Here is a 15,240-nt window from a genome sequence, read left to right as displayed (position 1 = left end):
ATGCTCACCATAACAACACACTTCTCACTGTTAGTCTTTGCAGCTACGTCAGCATCTGCGAAAATATTCAACCCGACAACATACCCTAAAGATAGCCTGAATGAAACCTGAGCTCACCCTGCACGGCCAGACCCTGCAACTGAACCGATACCCGATTCGTCAAAATGAAACTTTGCAAGCCTGGGATGCGGCGGATGAATACCTGATCAACCAGGTTGAAGACATGAAGCAGAAGCAGGCGCTCACTCTGGATGCTGAGCGCCCCGTTTTGATCATGAATGACAGCTTTGGTGCCTTAGCATGCTGGTTCGCCCGCCAGGGACAGACGGTATCTGTTGGTGACTCATACATTGCAAGAACGGCCAGCCAGCACAATCTGGCCGCAAACACGCTGCCGGACGTCAAATTCGCTGACTGCCTGGCTCCTGTGCCACCCCAGACCCAGCTGGTACTGCTGAAGCTGCCCAAAAATAACCGGCTGCTCATCTGGCAGCTTACCCAGCTTTGTGCCGCTTTACCTGAAGACTGTGTGGTGATTGCTGCCGCTAAAGCCAGGGACATACATTCCTCCACACTCAAACTGTTCGAGAAACATCTGGGCCCGACCAGTACGTCACTGGCAATGAAAAAAGCACGACTGATTTTCTGTCAGCCGGATAAAAATCTGGCGGCATCGCTGCCGGAAACCCAGCGCTGGGAGGTACCTGAGTACAAACTCACCTTAACCAACCATGCCAATGTGTTTTCTGGTGAAAGTCTCGACATCGGGGCCAGATTATTGCTGGAGCATATCCCTCAGGATCAGGCACTGAAGCACATTATCGACTTAGGGTGCGGAAACGGGGTCATTGGCTTGCAGGCAGCCAGACTCAATCCACAAGCAACAGTGACTTGTGTCGATGAAAGTTACATGGCCGTGGCGTCTTGCCGGGAAAATGCTGACCTGAATCTGACTAACCCGGCTCAACTCGAGGCTAAAGTAGATAACTGCCTGGAAAGTATGGCAAATAGCAACGCAGACCTGGTGTTATGCAACCCACCTTTCCACCAGCAAAATACCATTACCGATCATATTGCCTGGCAAATGTTCTGTGATGCAAAGCAAAGCCTAAGGCAACATGGACGTTTGATTGTGATCGGTAATCGTCATCTTGGCTATGATGGAAAGCTTAAGCGCCTGTTTGCTAAAGTACATAAAATTGCTCAGAACCATAAATTTGTGGTTTATCAAGCTGAAAAATAAGCCCATAATTTTGCTCATTGCGGCTGACGACAGCCAGTTTAATAAGGAACAAACCGGATGAAACCCTTCATTTTCGCCGTATCACTGCTGGCGCTGACTGCCTGTACGGCACCGACTGACTCCCAGCTTTCTATCCAACCCTCCCCTTCTCTGGCCAAACAATCAGACCTGGAGGGGCAAAGCCTGACCCTTGAAAGCCGCGACCTGCGCACCGCCCAGTTCGTTGCAGTGGTAGATAACGGCAATCAAAACGTTCACCCCTTGCACGCGAAAGAAAACCTGCGCCTGACATTACAAGACGCACTTTCTCGTCAGTTGACCTCTCAGGGCCTTCAAATTGGTCACGAAAGCCAGAACACAATGCGACTGGATATTCTTGAAGCCATAGTCAATGTCAAACAGAGCGCCTTCAGCCACACCCTGAACAGCAAGTTGCAGCTGCAGCTGGTTCTGACAACCCCCAACGGAAAATTCATTAAACGTTATGCGGGTAAATCATCCCGGGAAGGCGCGATGACAGCGTCAACAGAGTCAATGGAAGTGGCGATGACGGGTCTGATGGATGCCGTACTTCGTGACATCCAGTCTGATACTGAACTGAACAGCTACATGGAGGAAAACCTGTAATGCGACATTTTATCACTGCCACCCTGCTGGCACTCTCGTTTTCAGCCTCTGCCGCCACTCAGGTTGCCATTGAAACCAGTCTGGGCGAATTTGTGGTTGAGCTGAATGAAGAGCAAGCGCCAGTCACCACCAAAAACTTCCTGCGCTATGTCGAAGACGGCAGCTATGTGGGCACCATTTTCCACCGGGTTATTCCGGGATTCATGGCGCAAGGTGGTGGATTTGATGCCGATTTACAGCAGCGCCCGAGTTACGAGCCTATCAAGAATGAATCAGATAACGGCCTGAGCAACCAAAGAGCCACCCTAGCAATGGCGCGGACACAAGTGGCCGATTCAGCCACTCGTCAGTTCTACATCAATTACCAGAACAATACCTTTCTTGACGGCCGCTCGGGCAAGCCGGGTTATGCGGTGTTCGGAAAAGTTGTGAAAGGGTTCTCAGTTATTGAAAAAATGGCCGCGATTCCTACAACAACAGTCCGCTCAATAGGTATGAAAGATGTGCCTCAGCAGCCTATAGTTATTAAAGCTATTAACCTAATCAACAAGTAGATTGACGCCCCTGGCCGTTAATCTTCGGCCAGGGTGGTGCCTATGCTCAAACTTGTTTCCTCAATGCCGGATGTGCCGACAGAGCAAATTGCCAGTCACATTACTGATTACGCACCCGCTCTGGCTGTTTCTATGCTGGGCACCATTAATGGTGATACCAGCTACGACTCCTTAAAAAAAACCTGCACAGAGCATCTGCATGACTGGTGGCTGCTGTCGATCCCCAGCGGTACGCCTGACAATACCTATGAGTCCGTGTACTGGTATCTGCTGCATCTGATGGAGTCGCTGGAAGAACACCAGTTGCTGGGCAACTGCTTTATCCAGTTTCGTGTCACTGCCGGCGCTAAATTCCTGCTGGGTATCGGTGAGGCACCCGACAAAATGCAGGGCATTCGCCCCTAAAGCAGTACTTTGCCCCCAAACTCACCACACTTTGACTTTCCGATGGTTTTTCTCACCCGCGCTTGCTGTTACCTTATAGCGCTAAATCTGGAACCAGATAGTAATCAGTAGCAGAGGCCACTCCACATGGAGCATACCGTCGACGATCGCCCGAACACCGGGTGGCGCGTATATCTCGAAAAAAAAGTTCTCATCATGCTGGCACTCGGATTTTCGTCCGGTCTGCCCATTTTGCTGGTTTTTGGTACCCTGTCATTCTGGCTGCGTGAAGCAGAAGTCAGCCGTACTGACATTGGCTATTTCAGCTGGGTCGCGCTCGCATACGGCTTTAAATGGATATGGTCACCACTGATTGACCGCTTCCCCGTACCTGTACTGTCCAGCTTATTGGGCCGTCGCCGTGGCTGGATGGTATTCTCGCAACTGCTGATCATCGCCTCACTGTGCGGTATGGCGCTAAGTAATCCGCAGATTGATTTATACCAGTTAGCGGTATTTGCTGTGATAGTGGCGTTTTCTTCCGCGTCGCAGGACATAGTGATTGATGCTTACCGGATAGAACTGGCAACGGAACGCTTGCAGGCCGCGCTGGCTGCCGCTTATATGACAGGCTACCGACTGGCCATGATCATGGCTGGCGCTGGCGCACTGGCTTTTGCCGCTTTATTCGGTTCAGACACCGGCTATGACCCTATCGGCTGGAAAACTGCCTATTTCATCATGGCCGGCTTTATGGCCGTCGGCCTGATCACCGCGCTTTGCATTCATGAACCAGCACGTAACGGCAAAGAAATGGATGCGCTGGAAGCGGAGATCCGCCAAAGACTGGCAGCCGGGAACATGCCGCACTGGCTGGCCCGTATGTGTGCCTGGTTTTATACCTCTGCGATCATGCCTTTTATCGATTTCTTCTCGCGCTATGGGAGAGCCGGCCTGCTGCTGCTGGCGCTGATCGGCTGTTACCGTATCTCAGATGTCGTCATGGGCGTGATGGCCAATGCTTTCTATGTTGATATGGGGTTCAGCAAAACCGAAGTAGCTTCTGTCTCGAAAATATACGGCGTAATCATGACACTGGCTGGTGCGGGCCTGGGCGGTATATTAATTTACCGCTATAACACGCTGCGGATTCTGGCTCTGGGCGCTGTGCTGGCCGCATTCACTAACCTGCTGTTTATGGCCTTTACCTATATCGGCAACAGCCTGCCTATGCTGACTTTGGTGATCTCGATTGATAACCTGAGTGCGGGCATTGCCACCGCTGCCTTTATTGCCTTTATGTCCGGCCTGACCAACGTGGCGTTCTCTGCTACCCAATATGCCCTTTTCAGCTCCATCATGTTGCTGTTCCCGAAATTTCTTGCCGGTTTTTCAGGCCTGTTTGTTGATCACTGGGGCTATAACATGTTCTTTCTGAGTACCGCATTGATCGGCTTACCTGTACTGATCCTCATCAAAGCGGTGGCGAAATACGCCCCTCATCAGAACTAAATAACCTTGTCCGGGAACTTTATCTGGCCTGAGCGTTCCAACATGTCAGGCCAGATAGCTTGCCCCTCTCCCCTCTGTTTCTATATCTGTTGATAATTTTGACTCTCAAGTTGACTTTATTTGATCTCAGTTAACTTTCCCGCATACCAGACATGGGCAATAACTGACCTATTACTCATTTAGATCAGAAAAATTACATCCAATAGCGAACAAAAAGAGATCAAAATCACTTTTGATTTTTTTTGCAATCCATTACACAAGATCAAACTCACAATCAAAAAACAACTGGTCTTTTGTTACATTCACATTAGTGACATCAAACAATATACTTCCCGCCATTGATACGGACTAGTCAAAAAAGTCCGGTGTTTTAATTCAATTAGCGAGAGTTGACGATGCGTAAATCCCTTGTTGCACTGAGTGTACTGGCAGCTTCCCTGTCTGCTGCTACAAATGCTGCTGATTACACCGACGGTAATATCCACAAGAACGACTACAAATGGTCTCAGTTCAACCTGATGTACGCATTTGACGAGCTGCCAGGCGAATCCAGCCACGACTATCTGGAAATGGAATTCGGCGGCCGTTCCGGTATCTTCGATCTGTACGGTTATGTCGACATCTTCAACCTGACCAGCGATCCAGACAGCGATAAAGCTGGTAGACCAAAAATGTTCATGAAGTTTGCGCCACGTGTTTCTCTGGATGCTCTGACCCAGACCGACCTGTCTTTTGGTCCAGTTCAAGAACTTTATGTAGCAACTTTGTTCAACTGGGATGGCAGCGCTGACGGCGTAAACAACTCTTTCGTTGGTCTTGGCTCAGATGTGAACGTACCTTGGCTGGGCAAAATCGGCCTGAACCTGTACGGCCTATATGACATGAACCAAAAAGACTGGAACGGTTACCAGATTTCGACCAACTGGTTCAAACCTTTCTATACCCTGGACAACGGCAGCTTCGTGTCATACCAGGGCTACATTGATTACCAGTTTGAGATGAAAGAAGAGTACTCTTCTGCCAGCAACGGCGGCGTCATGTTCAACGGTATCTACTGGCACTCTGAGCGCTATGCGGTGGGTTACGGCCTGAAAGCCTACAAAGACGTGTACGGTATTAAAGACTCTGATTCCCTCAAATCGACCGGTATCAGCCACTATGTCAGCGTGACTTACAAGTTCTGAGGCTTGCCCTGAGCAACACTCTGAATCCTGCAAAGGCGCCTTCCCGGCGCCTTTGTTTTCGTTCTAACTCCTGAGACGATTTTATTCTCCTGCCAAACCCTCTCATCTGACTGATTTTCTGACTGATTTCTAAAGTTACGATCTGTATCACTCTCCAGAGCACAGATTATTTTCTTACTTCTAAGGCATCCCATCCGCAATCCACTAATCTTTTAAGTTAGACACTGTCTTTCTGTTAAGAAACAAGCCTCTTGGCAGAAGTGTTACTAAGCAATGGCAACGATAAGTGAGAACGCCAACATGAAACAGACTCGTTTAGCTTTGGCTCTTGGAGCAGCACTGGTATGTCCCGGAACCGCTTTTGCCGCTGACTACACTGACGGCGATATCCATAAAAATGACTATAAATGGTTTCAGTTCAATCTGATGTACGCACTGGAAGAGTATCCCCGTGCGCCCAGCGATCCATCCGGTCATGACTATCTGGAAATGGAATTTGGTGGTCGGTCGGGTATTTTTGACCTTTACGGCTATGTGGATTTCTTCGATCTGACAGAAAGCGATGCCAGTGACAAGAAAGACAGACCCAAAATGTTCATGAAGTTTGCACCACGGGTTTCGCTCGATGCATTAACCAAAACCGATCTCTCATTCGGCCCGGTGCAGGAACTCTATTTTGCCACCCTGTTCAACTGGGGAGGCGGTGCGCATGACGTCAATAATTCCTTCTGGGGGATTGGCTCCGATATCATTGTGCCCTGGTTTGGTAAAGTGGGCCTGAATCTGTATGGCTTGTATGATGTCAACGCGAAAGACTGGAACGGCTACCAGATATCCACCAACTGGTTTAAACCCTTCTATACCTTTGATAATGGCTCATTCATTTCCTATCAGGGCTATATTGATTACCAGTTCGGGGCAGATGATGAGTTTAACGGCAATTCCCAGGCCACACATGGCGGGAACTGGTTCAACGGGCTTTACTGGCACTCCGATCGCTTTTCCGTCGGATACGGCCTGAAACTCTTCTATGATGTTTACCTGATTGAAGATTCAGATAGCTTTGAGTCAACCGGCCCATCCCATTATTTCTCTGTCACCTATAAATTCTGAATAACATCCGGTCCGGGTACTCAGGTATCCGGACTTTTGCTTTACCCCTTGATTTCACAGCCGCTACAATAGGCTTCAGTGATCCCTTTCCCAAAAGGCAATACCGTGAACATTACCTTAGTCGGCGCTGGCGCCATAGGCAGCCTCTGGGCAGGAGCTCTGGCCAGACAAGGCCACACCGTACACCTTTGGCGCCGCCAGACTGACAGTACCTATACGTTGAACTGGCAAGGTATTGATACGACGAATCTGGACGCTTTCACCTTTTGCTGCAATCAGCCCGACCAGCTCAGCCGCAGCGATATCGTTCTGATCACAGTAAAAGCCTTTCAGGTCTCCGAGGCAATAAAGAGCATCGCCCCCTGGCTGGACGCCTCAACGCCTGTGATTGTGATGCACAACGGCATGGGTACCGAAAACGAGGTGCTGCAACTGCTGCCAGATAACCCGGTACTGTATGCAACCACCTCTCAGGCGGCGTTACGTGTCGACAGCCACAGCGTACGCCATACAGGATCTGGCCCGACCTGGCTGGGCGCTGTAAATGCAGCCGGCAATCAGTGGCAGGCACTGGCTGGGATGCTGGACACGGCTCTGGCTCCCTGCCAGTGGCATGATGATATTCACTATCCGCAATGGCAGAAACTGGCGATCAATTGCGCCATCAATCCGCTGACGGCCATCCACCAATGCCGCAATGGCGATCTGGCTGCGCCGGATTTTAGTGCCGAACTGACGGCTGTCTGCCGCGAAGTTGCGGCTGTCATGACAGCCGTCGGCTACACCACCAGCGCAGACGCTCTCTGGCAACGTACCCTGACAGTGATCAAAGCCACGGCGGCCAACTGCTCATCCATGCAGCAGGATGTTGCCAACCGGCGGCCGACAGAAATCGACGCCATTACCGGCTTTCTGATTGAGCAGGCACACCACTTTCAGCTTGCCACCCCGGCGAACGTCGCCTTGTGGCAACAGATAAAACATTTGGAGCAAAACTATGGCTAACCCACAACAATCCTCAGTCCGGCCCCCCAAAGTGGCGGTCTGTATTGCCCCCGGCAGTGAGGAAATGGAAGTCATCAACACGGTTGATATTCTGATCAGGGCCGGCATGCAAGTCACCATTGCCAGCGTGGCTGAGGATGGGGCACTGGCGATGAAAGGCTCGCAGGGCATTACACTGACAGCGGACTGCCCGCTGGTTGAGATTGCGGATGAACCGTTCGACTGCGTGGTACTGCCCGGCGGGCTGCCTGGCGCAGAATATCTCAGAGACAGCACACTGACGGTTGAATTCATTAAACAGCATAAATACGACGGTAAGCTTGTGGCGGCGATCTGTGCCGCACCTGCTGTGGTGCTGGAACATCACCAGCTGTATCCGGACGCGCTGATGACGGCTCACCCGGCCTTTGTTAATCGTATTCCTGAGCACCGTCGCCGTGAAGGTCGTCGCGTGATGTTTGATGTGAACAATAATCTGCTGACCAGCCAGGCACCGGGCACTTCGCAAGAGTTTGCACTGGAAATCATCACCCTGCTGCTGGGGAAAGCAACAACCGCCAAAGTGGCAGAACCTATGGTGATGTGGCCAAGTATGAGTTATGACGTGCTTGGGAAAAGCTGATATTCCCTCCCCTTCATAATTCGTAAGAGGAGGGAATATTCGTGGTTTCAGTCATCGCTGTACGATCCCTCCCCCTTTTCAAGGGGGAGGTTAAGAGGGGGTTAAAAGGCACAAATGCAAAGTCTAGATCGCCTCACGAACCCCACCCTAGCCCTCCCCTTACCAAGGGGAGGGAACGAAAAGCAATGGAAGATTACGGGCGATAAACCTTCACATTATCGAAACCATTTTCTTTCAGGTACAGGGCCTGTAAGCGGCTCATCACACCGCGAGCGCAATACAGCAGGTAGGTTTTATCCTGAGGTAAATCGCCAAACTGGGTCGCCAGTTTGTAAAACGGCAAATGCTTGATTTCAACCCCTTCGATATGCAGCGGGCTTTCATCTTCTTCATCCGGGCTGCGGATATCCAGCACTGTGCTGTTGCCGTCAATCTGATCCACCAACTCAATCTCAGGCGCCTGCTCCTGACTTTCTTTTTCGATGTCGCGGATATCAAGGATACGGGCTTCACTCACCACACGATCCAGCACCGCAAAATCAAACTTGGCTTCTTCGGTTTCCAGTTTCTCTTTCACCGCCTTCACGGTCGGGCTTTTCGAAATCACACCACAAAATTCAGGCATGGTCTTGGCAAAGTCTTCCGTACCGATATCACGGGCAATATTGATAATATCTTCTTTGTCCCAGTTGATCAGCGGACGAAGGATCAGCGAATCTGTCACGTTGTCGATATGACGCAGATTGGTCAGCGTCTGGCTTGAAACCTGACCCAGTGCTTCGCCGGTCACCAGTGCCTGAATACCAAAACGTTCAGCAACCTGGCCTGCCGCGCGCATGAACATACGCTTGAGCACCACGCCCATCTGGCCGTCATCAACATTTTCCAGGATTTCTGCCACAACAGGTTCAAAATCAATGGCAATGAACTTCACTTTGGCCGAAGAGCCGAATTTCTTCCACAGATAGTGAGCAACCTGCTTCACACCAATTTCGTGTGCCGGACCGCCAAGATTGAAGAAACAGTAATGCACTTTACTGCCGCGCTTGATGTGCAGATAGCTGGACACACCGGAATCGAAACCGCCTGAGATCAGGCTCAATACATCTTCCTGAGTACCCAGCGGGAAGCCACCCAGCCCTTTATGGCGGGCAAGCACCTGGTTGAGTTTCTCGCCGTCCACTTCAATATTGACCGTCACCTGCGGATTTTTCAGTTGCACTTTCGCACTTTCAAAGGCCTGATTCAGACCACCGCCGACGTAACGTTCCAGCTCAATGGAGGTGAAATCGTGTTTACCAACCCGCTTGGCGCGCACACAAAAGGTTTTGCCGTCAAGCTCGTTGCCGACATGGGCCAGAGTCTGCTCGAAGATATCGTGCATATCGGTAAAACCGGTTTGTTTGACTTCCAGCACATGATGAATCCCAGGCGTCTGGGTCAGTACGGTCAGAACCTGATCACGGAGGCTGTCGTCCTTCACTGTGACATCAATGTAGCTGCGTCGGTTGTACACAGCCACTTGATCAGACAGGCGCTGAAGGATAATGCGGATATTGCACTCCAGGATTTTGGTAAAGCGCTTCCGCACTGATTCACTCTTTACAAAAATCTCTGGATGGGGCTTTACAATAAATTTCATAACATGCTTCGCTTCACAGGGCCTAACTAAAGGCGCGGATTATACAGCAAGCAAGCGGTCGCTGAAATACAAAGGATTATCAGAAAAACGGCGATTGCAGAGATTCACAGACACGCGGTCCATCATGGCTCTTGCCCTCGCCGCCTGATGCGTGTTCGCCCTGTCAGGCGAACGCGCATCATGTCCTTATTCAGATTGTAGGCTTAATTTGACGGGACGGCAGATTCCCCTGCCGGGTCGCTGGTCAGTTCATTGGTAAAATGCGGTTTACCCTGCATGATGGCAATTTCTACCCGGCGGTTACGTTTACGTCCATCCAGGGTGTCATTGCTGTCCAGCGGCGAGGTATCTGCCAGTCCCAGCACACGCATCCGGTTATGATCAAAGCCTTGCACTTTTTCCATTTCCTGAGCAACGGACACAGCTCGCTGTGCCGACAAGTCCCAGTTGGAGCGATACAACTCTGAATCCAGACGTTGATTATCAGTATGACCAGAAACGGTAATCACGCCAGGCACGTCTTTGACCAGATCAGCCACCTGGCGCACCAGCGGACGAAATTTGGGTTGCAGAAAAGCCGACCCTTCCGGAAATGCCCCTTTTTCACGAATACGGATCACCACCTGCTGACCCAGGTTTTCAACCTCAATCAGATTTTCCTGTATTTCTCGCTCAAGGGCCGTTTGCAAGACATCAGCCAGTTGCTGCTGAGCTTGGGTCATTTCCGACTGAGTATTCTGGTTCATCTGGGTGGCGGTATGCTCGGAGCGCCCACCAGTCAGCTTACCGGCTTCGCGTTTCGTACCGCCGGCCTTATCCGATTCACCTTCATGAAAGTCCAGCGTCCGCTGCGTCATGTCAATGGTTTGCTGCATGATGACTTCAATCGGGGTGGGCTCAGGCCGCCCCGGACGAAATTCCTGTGCAATAACACTGGTGCCTTTTGGAATGTCTTTCACCTCCACCATGTTCTGCACACCAAAGGCAAATTTCAGAGAACCTGCAATTTGCTTGAACTTCAGGACGTCCAGCTCAGAAAATGACAACAGCAGCACGAAGAAACACATCAGCAGGGTCGCCAGATCGGCGAACGTTGCCATCCAGGCCGGTGTCCCTTTCTTACAATTGCATTCGGTCTCATCCATCACCAGCCTCCTTATTCATCAACGTCAGTACGGCGTTGTTTTTCATGGAGGTAATTTTTCAGAAAACCGTCAATCACACGCGGATTCTGACCATCCTGTATGGCCAGTACCCCATCAAGAATCAGGCGGCGGTTAAGGCGCTCTTCGTTTTTACGTAATGACAGTTTATCAGCAATAGGGATAGCGACCATGTTGGCCAGGATCGAACCGTATAAGGTGGTTAACAGCGCCACGGCCATGGCCGGGCCGATAGATTTCGGATCGTCCATGTTGGTCAGCATGGCGACCAGTCCCACCAGGGTACCTATCATCCCCATCGCAGGTGAAACTTCACCTAATGAGCTGAAAATACCGACACCCCGTTCATGACGCTCGTTGGTCAGCCCGATGTCTTTTTGCAATGTCGAACGCACTACGTCGGCGTCGTGACCGTCGACAAGTAAATCAATCCCTTTACGCAGGAAGCTGTTATTGACTTCCATTTCTTCCAGCGCCAGAAAGCCGCCTTTACGTGCCGCATCCGCCATTTCAACAATCTTGGCGATCAAATCTTCCGGGTCGTCTGTTTTAAACATGAAGGCTTTGGCCGCAATTTTGGCGGCGCCAAAAAACTGCGACAGGCTGTACTTCATTAATACAACAAATAATGTCCCGCCCAATACAATCAAAATAGAGGGCACATTAAAAAATATATCAAGGCTGCCACCCAGCAGCATCGCCATAATGACAAAAGCAAAGGCACCAACTAAGCCTATGAGGGTTGCCAAATCCACGGATCACTCCTCTGTAATTTTTTCTTATCAACCCAAGTAACATCAAGGATGTCCGGGTTACTCTGGCCAGCTCAAACTGGCGCTATTCTAACTTACTCACCCTGTATCGGCACCTTTGGATTTTGGTTTAGCACTGATTAACCCTTGGTTTTGTGCTCTGCTGGGAAAAACCGAACTTCCGCCTGTCATCTGTGATTGCATTCCTCTTGCAATGGGCGATAGAAAGCAGCACAGGGTATAAAAACCATAAAAATAACACTGTAATGCGCACACTTCCCTGTGCCATAATTTGACCCGGCATAGCCTGTGCGCTATTTTCCCCTCATTTTCGGGCGCACCTCCAAACGCGCTCACAACCCATCAATGGACCGGATATGGCGACTAAAAAACCAGAAAAGATGGCCTTCGAAGAGGCCATGAATGAACTCGATGTGATAGTCAACGAGCTGGAATCCGGTGATATCCCTTTAGAAGACGCGCTGAAAAAATTTGAGCGTGGCATTTCCCTGGCCCGCAACAGCCAGCAAAAACTGACCCAGGCCGAGCAACGGGTTGAGATTTTGCTGCAAGCTGACGACAATGCGCCACTAACGGACTTTGAACCGAGCGATGACTAACAGCCTTTCTCAACAACTGGCCGAGTACGCGGCCCGTAATAATGATCAGCTGGAACACTGGCTGAATCAGTTGCCCTTTACCGATCAGCCTCTGGTTCAGGCGATGAGGCACGGCACCTTGCTGGGCGGAAAGCGTGCCCGGCCTTTCCTGACTTATGTCACAGGCAGCATGCTGGGAGCGGATATCAATGATCTGGATACCCCGGCGGCGGCAGTAGAGTGTATTCATGCCTATTCGCTGATCCATGACGATCTTCCTGCTATGGATGACGACGAACTGCGTCGGGGCAAACCGACCTGTCACATTGCCTTTGATGAAGCCTCTGCCATTCTGGCCGGTGATGCCTTGCAGACACTCGCTTTTGAAATACTGGCTTCTGGCCGGCTGAGTGCCGAGGGCAACAGCCAGCGCATCGCCATGGTTCGCGAATTGGCTCAGGCTGCCGGCGCATCCGGTATGTGTGCCGGACAGATGCTGGATTTAGCTGCAGAGCACAAGCGTGTCGGTCTGGCGCAGCTGGAAACGATACACAGACACAAAACCGGGGCACTGATCCGTTGTGCGGTGCGCCTTGGCGCTCTGGCGGCCGGTGAAAAAGGGGTCGCCATCCTGCCACAGCTGGACAGGTACGCAGAGGCGATTGGCTTGGCCTTTCAGGTTCAGGACGACATTCTGGATGTGATCAGCGATACTCAGACACTGGGGAAACCCCAGGGATCAGATGCCGCTCTGGAAAAAAGCACCTACCCTGCCCTGCTAGGATTAGCAGGCGCACAGGATAAAGCTCGCCAGCTATACCAGGAAGCCCTACACGCCCTGGAAGCTATACCCTACAATACAGATTCATTAGAAGTTTTCGCCCGATACGTTATCGAGCGCAACAACTAAAACAGTATAAGCGCCGACTTGTTATGACATTGGATATTTCTAAATACCCACATCTGGCCTTAGCCAATACACCGGACGAACTCCGTTTACTGCCGGTGGACAGTTTACCTGCGCTCTGCGATGAGCTGCGGACGTATCTGCTCAACTCTGTGAGTCAGTCCAGCGGGCATTTTGCTTCGGGTCTGGGCGCCGTAGAACTGACGGTTGCCCTGCATTATGTGTACAACACACCTTTCGATCATTTGATTTGGGATGTCGGTCATCAGGCCTACCCGCATAAAATCCTGACCGGGCGTCGCGATCGTTTAAATACCATTCGCCAGAAAAACGGTTTGCACCCCTTCCCCTGGCGGGAAGAAAGTGAATATGACGTGCTGTCTGTCGGCCACTCCTCTACCTCAATCAGTGCCGGCCTGGGCATGGCGATTGCCGCCGAGCGTGAAGGCGCGGGCCGCAAAGTTGTCAGCGTGATCGGTGACGGGGCCATTACCGCGGGCATGGCTTTCGAAGCCATGAACCATGCCGGTGATGTACACAGCGACATGCTGGTGATCCTCAACGACAATGAAATGTCGATCTCCGAGAACGTAGGTGCGCTCAATAATCATCTGGCACGTCTGCTGTCCGGTAATTTCTATGCCAGCATTCGCGAAGGCGGCAAGAAGGTTCTCTCAGGCGCACCACCGATTAAAGAACTGGTCCGCCGGGCCGAGGAGCACCTCAAAGGCATGGTCGTGCCAGGCACTATGTTTGAAGAACTGGGCTTTAATTACATCGGCCCTATCGACGGCCATGATGTGCAGGAGCTGGTGCGTACGATTAAAAATATGCGCAACCTCAAAGGCCCGCAATTTCTTCATATCATGACGAAAAAAGGCAAAGGCTATGCGCCGGCGGAAGCCGATCCGATCAATTATCACGCCGTACCAAAGTTTGATCTGAGCCAGAACCCGCTGCCGAAAGCCAAAGACAGCAAACCGACTTTCTCGAAAATCTTCGGCGACTGGCTATGTGATATGGCAGAGAAAGACAGCAAGCTGATGGCCATCACACCGGCAATGCGTGAAGGTTCCGGCCTGGTCCGGTTCTCCAAAGAATACCCGGATCAGTATTTTGATGTCGCCATCGCTGAGCAGCATGCGGTAACACTGGCGACCGGTATGGCTATTGGCGGTTATCACCCGGTTGTCGCTATCTACTCGACTTTCCTGCAGCGCGGTTATGATCAGCTGATCCACGATGTCGCCATTATGGATTTACCTGTGATGTTCGCGATAGATCGTGGCGGACTGGTCGGGGCTGACGGCCAGACCCACCAGGGCGCCTTTGATCTGAGCTTCCTGCGCTGCATTCCTAACATGGTGATCATGACACCGAGTGACGAAAACGAGTGCCGCCAGATGCTCTATACCGGTCATCAGCATCAGGGGCCCAGCGCAGTGCGCTACCCGCGAGGCAGCGGAACCGGTGTAACACCAGATGCCACCATGACGGCGCTGGAACTGGGCAAAGGGATACTCCGCCGCCAGGGTGAAAAAGTGGCGATCCTGAACTTCGGCACCACACTGAGCTATGCGCTGGAAGCGGCAGAAGCCCTGGATGCCACTGTTGCTGACATGCGCTTTGTCAAACCACTGGATGAAGCCTTGATTCGCGAGCTGGCCGACAACCATGATCTGCTGGTCACGGTGGAAGAAAATGCCATCGCCGGCGGCGCCGGTTCCGGTGTGATCGAGTTTTTGATGAAAGACAAACGCATTAAGCCTGTGCTGCAAATCGGCCTGCCGGACAAATTTGTCCATCAGGGCACTCAAGCTGAACTGCATGCTGAACTGGAAATCGATGGTCCGGGCATAGAGGCCCAAATCCGCCGCTATCTGGCCAGCTGAATCGCCGGTGATAGCAAACAAAAAAACGGACAGGAATATCC

The 15,240-nt window shown here is 51.4% G+C and carries 15 protein-coding genes; 12 read left to right on the top strand and 3 right to left on the bottom strand.

Annotated elements, in window-relative coordinates:
• Positions 1-100 precede the first annotated feature (100 nt).
• From IFO68_RS03660 to IFO68_RS03620, 9 genes are all read left to right on the top strand, one after another.
• Positions 101-1,243, top strand: a complete 1,143-nt coding sequence (locus IFO68_RS03660) for a methyltransferase (RefSeq protein ID WP_192014641.1) — start codon at positions 101-103, stop codon at positions 1,241-1,243.
• Positions 1,244-1,300: 57 nt separating this feature from the next.
• Positions 1,301-1,870, top strand: a complete 570-nt coding sequence (locus IFO68_RS03655; RefSeq protein ID WP_192014640.1) for a YajG family lipoprotein — start codon at positions 1,301-1,303, stop codon at positions 1,868-1,870.
• The gene (locus IFO68_RS03650) at positions 1,870-2,424 is read left to right on the top strand and encodes a peptidylprolyl isomerase (RefSeq protein WP_192014639.1); all 555 of its coding nucleotides are present in this window, start codon (positions 1,870-1,872) and stop codon (positions 2,422-2,424) included. Before IFO68_RS03655 ends, IFO68_RS03650 begins: the two co-directional genes overlap by 1 nt.
• 42 nt (positions 2,425-2,466) lie before the next feature.
• Positions 2,467-2,829 carry a hypothetical protein gene (locus tag IFO68_RS03645; RefSeq protein WP_192014638.1) on the top strand — a complete coding sequence of 121 codons (363 nt, stop codon included), beginning with the start codon at positions 2,467-2,469 and terminating at the stop codon, positions 2,827-2,829.
• A gap of 126 nt (positions 2,830-2,955) precedes the next feature.
• Positions 2,956-4,320, top strand: a complete 1,365-nt coding sequence (locus IFO68_RS03640) for an AmpG family muropeptide MFS transporter (RefSeq protein WP_192014637.1) — start codon at positions 2,956-2,958, stop codon at positions 4,318-4,320.
• 395 nt (positions 4,321-4,715) lie between these two features.
• Positions 4,716-5,504 (top strand): nucleoside-specific channel-forming Tsx family protein, encoded by a 789-nt coding sequence (locus IFO68_RS03635; RefSeq protein WP_192014636.1) that lies wholly within the window; start codon positions 4,716-4,718, stop codon positions 5,502-5,504.
• A 300-nt stretch (positions 5,505-5,804) separates the two neighbouring features.
• A complete protein-coding gene (locus IFO68_RS03630) occupies positions 5,805-6,617 on the top strand; it encodes a nucleoside-specific channel-forming Tsx family protein (RefSeq protein WP_192014635.1) in 813 nt (270 codons plus the stop codon).
• Between the two features lie 105 nt (positions 6,618-6,722).
• A complete protein-coding gene (gene panE, locus IFO68_RS03625) occupies positions 6,723-7,622 on the top strand; it encodes a 2-dehydropantoate 2-reductase (RefSeq protein ID WP_192014634.1) in 900 nt (299 codons plus the stop codon).
• Positions 7,615-8,244 carry a DJ-1 family glyoxalase III gene (locus tag IFO68_RS03620; protein ID WP_192014633.1) on the top strand — a complete coding sequence of 210 codons (630 nt, stop codon included), beginning with the start codon at positions 7,615-7,617 and terminating at the stop codon, positions 8,242-8,244. The genes panE and IFO68_RS03620 overlap by 8 nt, the downstream gene beginning before the upstream one ends.
• A 193-nt stretch (positions 8,245-8,437) precedes the next feature.
• Here the strand turns inward: IFO68_RS03620 and thiI are convergent, their stop codons facing one another.
• The 3 genes from thiI to pomA all read right to left on the bottom strand — a co-directional run bounded on the left by thiI (position 8,438) and on the right by pomA (position 11,804).
• A complete protein-coding gene (thiI, locus tag IFO68_RS03615) occupies positions 8,438-9,886 on the bottom strand; it encodes a tRNA uracil 4-sulfurtransferase ThiI (protein ID WP_192014632.1) in 1,449 nt (482 codons plus the stop codon).
• A 203-nt stretch (positions 9,887-10,089) separates the two neighbouring features.
• Positions 10,090-11,031, bottom strand: a complete 942-nt coding sequence (locus tag IFO68_RS03610) for a flagellar motor protein MotB (RefSeq protein WP_192014631.1) — start codon at positions 11,029-11,031, stop codon at positions 10,090-10,092.
• A gap of 11 nt (positions 11,032-11,042) precedes the next feature.
• A complete protein-coding gene (gene pomA, locus IFO68_RS03605) occupies positions 11,043-11,804 on the bottom strand; it encodes a flagellar motor protein PomA (protein WP_192014630.1) in 762 nt (253 codons plus the stop codon).
• Positions 11,805-12,178: 374 nt separating this feature from the next.
• On the opposite strand from pomA, the gene xseB reads away from it, so the two are divergent.
• From xseB to dxs, 3 genes are read left to right on the top strand one after another with little or no spacing between them, the layout of a single operon-like run.
• Positions 12,179-12,421 (top strand): exodeoxyribonuclease VII small subunit, encoded by a 243-nt coding sequence (gene xseB, locus IFO68_RS03600; RefSeq protein ID WP_192014629.1) that lies wholly within the window; start codon positions 12,179-12,181, stop codon positions 12,419-12,421.
• Positions 12,414-13,310, top strand: a complete 897-nt coding sequence (ispA, locus tag IFO68_RS03595; RefSeq protein ID WP_192014628.1) for a (2E,6E)-farnesyl diphosphate synthase — start codon at positions 12,414-12,416, stop codon at positions 13,308-13,310. Before xseB ends, ispA begins: the two co-directional genes overlap by 8 nt.
• 23 nt (positions 13,311-13,333) lie before the next feature.
• Positions 13,334-15,199 carry a 1-deoxy-D-xylulose-5-phosphate synthase gene (gene dxs / locus IFO68_RS03590; RefSeq protein ID WP_192014627.1) on the top strand — a complete coding sequence of 622 codons (1,866 nt, stop codon included), beginning with the start codon at positions 13,334-13,336 and terminating at the stop codon, positions 15,197-15,199.
• Positions 15,200-15,240 lie beyond the last annotated feature (41 nt).

This window comes from Photobacterium arenosum (assembly GCF_014841115.1).
Taxonomy (GTDB): Bacteria; Pseudomonadota; Gammaproteobacteria; order Enterobacterales; family Vibrionaceae; genus Photobacterium; species Photobacterium arenosum.
This window is presented reverse-complemented; position numbering and strand designations above follow the sequence as displayed.

What these genes read in the sequence shown, in the direction of transcription:
- IFO68_RS03650 (WP_192014639.1), top strand. Translation starts at nt 1,870, where the DNA reads ATGCGACATTTTATCACTGCCACCCTGCTGGCACTCTCGTTTTCAGCC.
- IFO68_RS03610 (WP_192014631.1), bottom strand. Translation starts at nt 11,031, where the DNA reads ATGGATGAGACCGAATGCAATTGTAAGAAAGGGACACCGGCCTGGATG.
- xseB (WP_192014629.1), top strand. Translation starts at nt 12,179, where the DNA reads ATGGCGACTAAAAAACCAGAAAAGATGGCCTTCGAAGAGGCCATGAAT.
- dxs (WP_192014627.1), top strand. Translation starts at nt 13,334, where the DNA reads ATGACATTGGATATTTCTAAATACCCACATCTGGCCTTAGCCAATACA.
- thiI (WP_192014632.1), bottom strand. Translation starts at nt 9,886, where the DNA reads ATGAAATTTATTGTAAAGCCCCATCCAGAGATTTTTGTAAAGAGTGAA.
- IFO68_RS03620 (WP_192014633.1), top strand. Translation starts at nt 7,615, where the DNA reads ATGGCTAACCCACAACAATCCTCAGTCCGGCCCCCCAAAGTGGCGGTC.
- IFO68_RS03640 (WP_192014637.1), top strand. Translation starts at nt 2,956, where the DNA reads ATGGAGCATACCGTCGACGATCGCCCGAACACCGGGTGGCGCGTATAT.
- ispA (WP_192014628.1), top strand. Translation starts at nt 12,414, where the DNA reads ATGACTAACAGCCTTTCTCAACAACTGGCCGAGTACGCGGCCCGTAAT.
- IFO68_RS03630 (WP_192014635.1), top strand. Translation starts at nt 5,805, where the DNA reads ATGAAACAGACTCGTTTAGCTTTGGCTCTTGGAGCAGCACTGGTATGT.
- IFO68_RS03635 (WP_192014636.1), top strand. Translation starts at nt 4,716, where the DNA reads ATGCGTAAATCCCTTGTTGCACTGAGTGTACTGGCAGCTTCCCTGTCT.
- IFO68_RS03645 (WP_192014638.1), top strand. Translation starts at nt 2,467, where the DNA reads ATGCTCAAACTTGTTTCCTCAATGCCGGATGTGCCGACAGAGCAAATT.
- IFO68_RS03660 (WP_192014641.1), top strand. Translation starts at nt 101, where the DNA reads ATGAAACCTGAGCTCACCCTGCACGGCCAGACCCTGCAACTGAACCGA.
- IFO68_RS03655 (WP_192014640.1), top strand. Translation starts at nt 1,301, where the DNA reads ATGAAACCCTTCATTTTCGCCGTATCACTGCTGGCGCTGACTGCCTGT.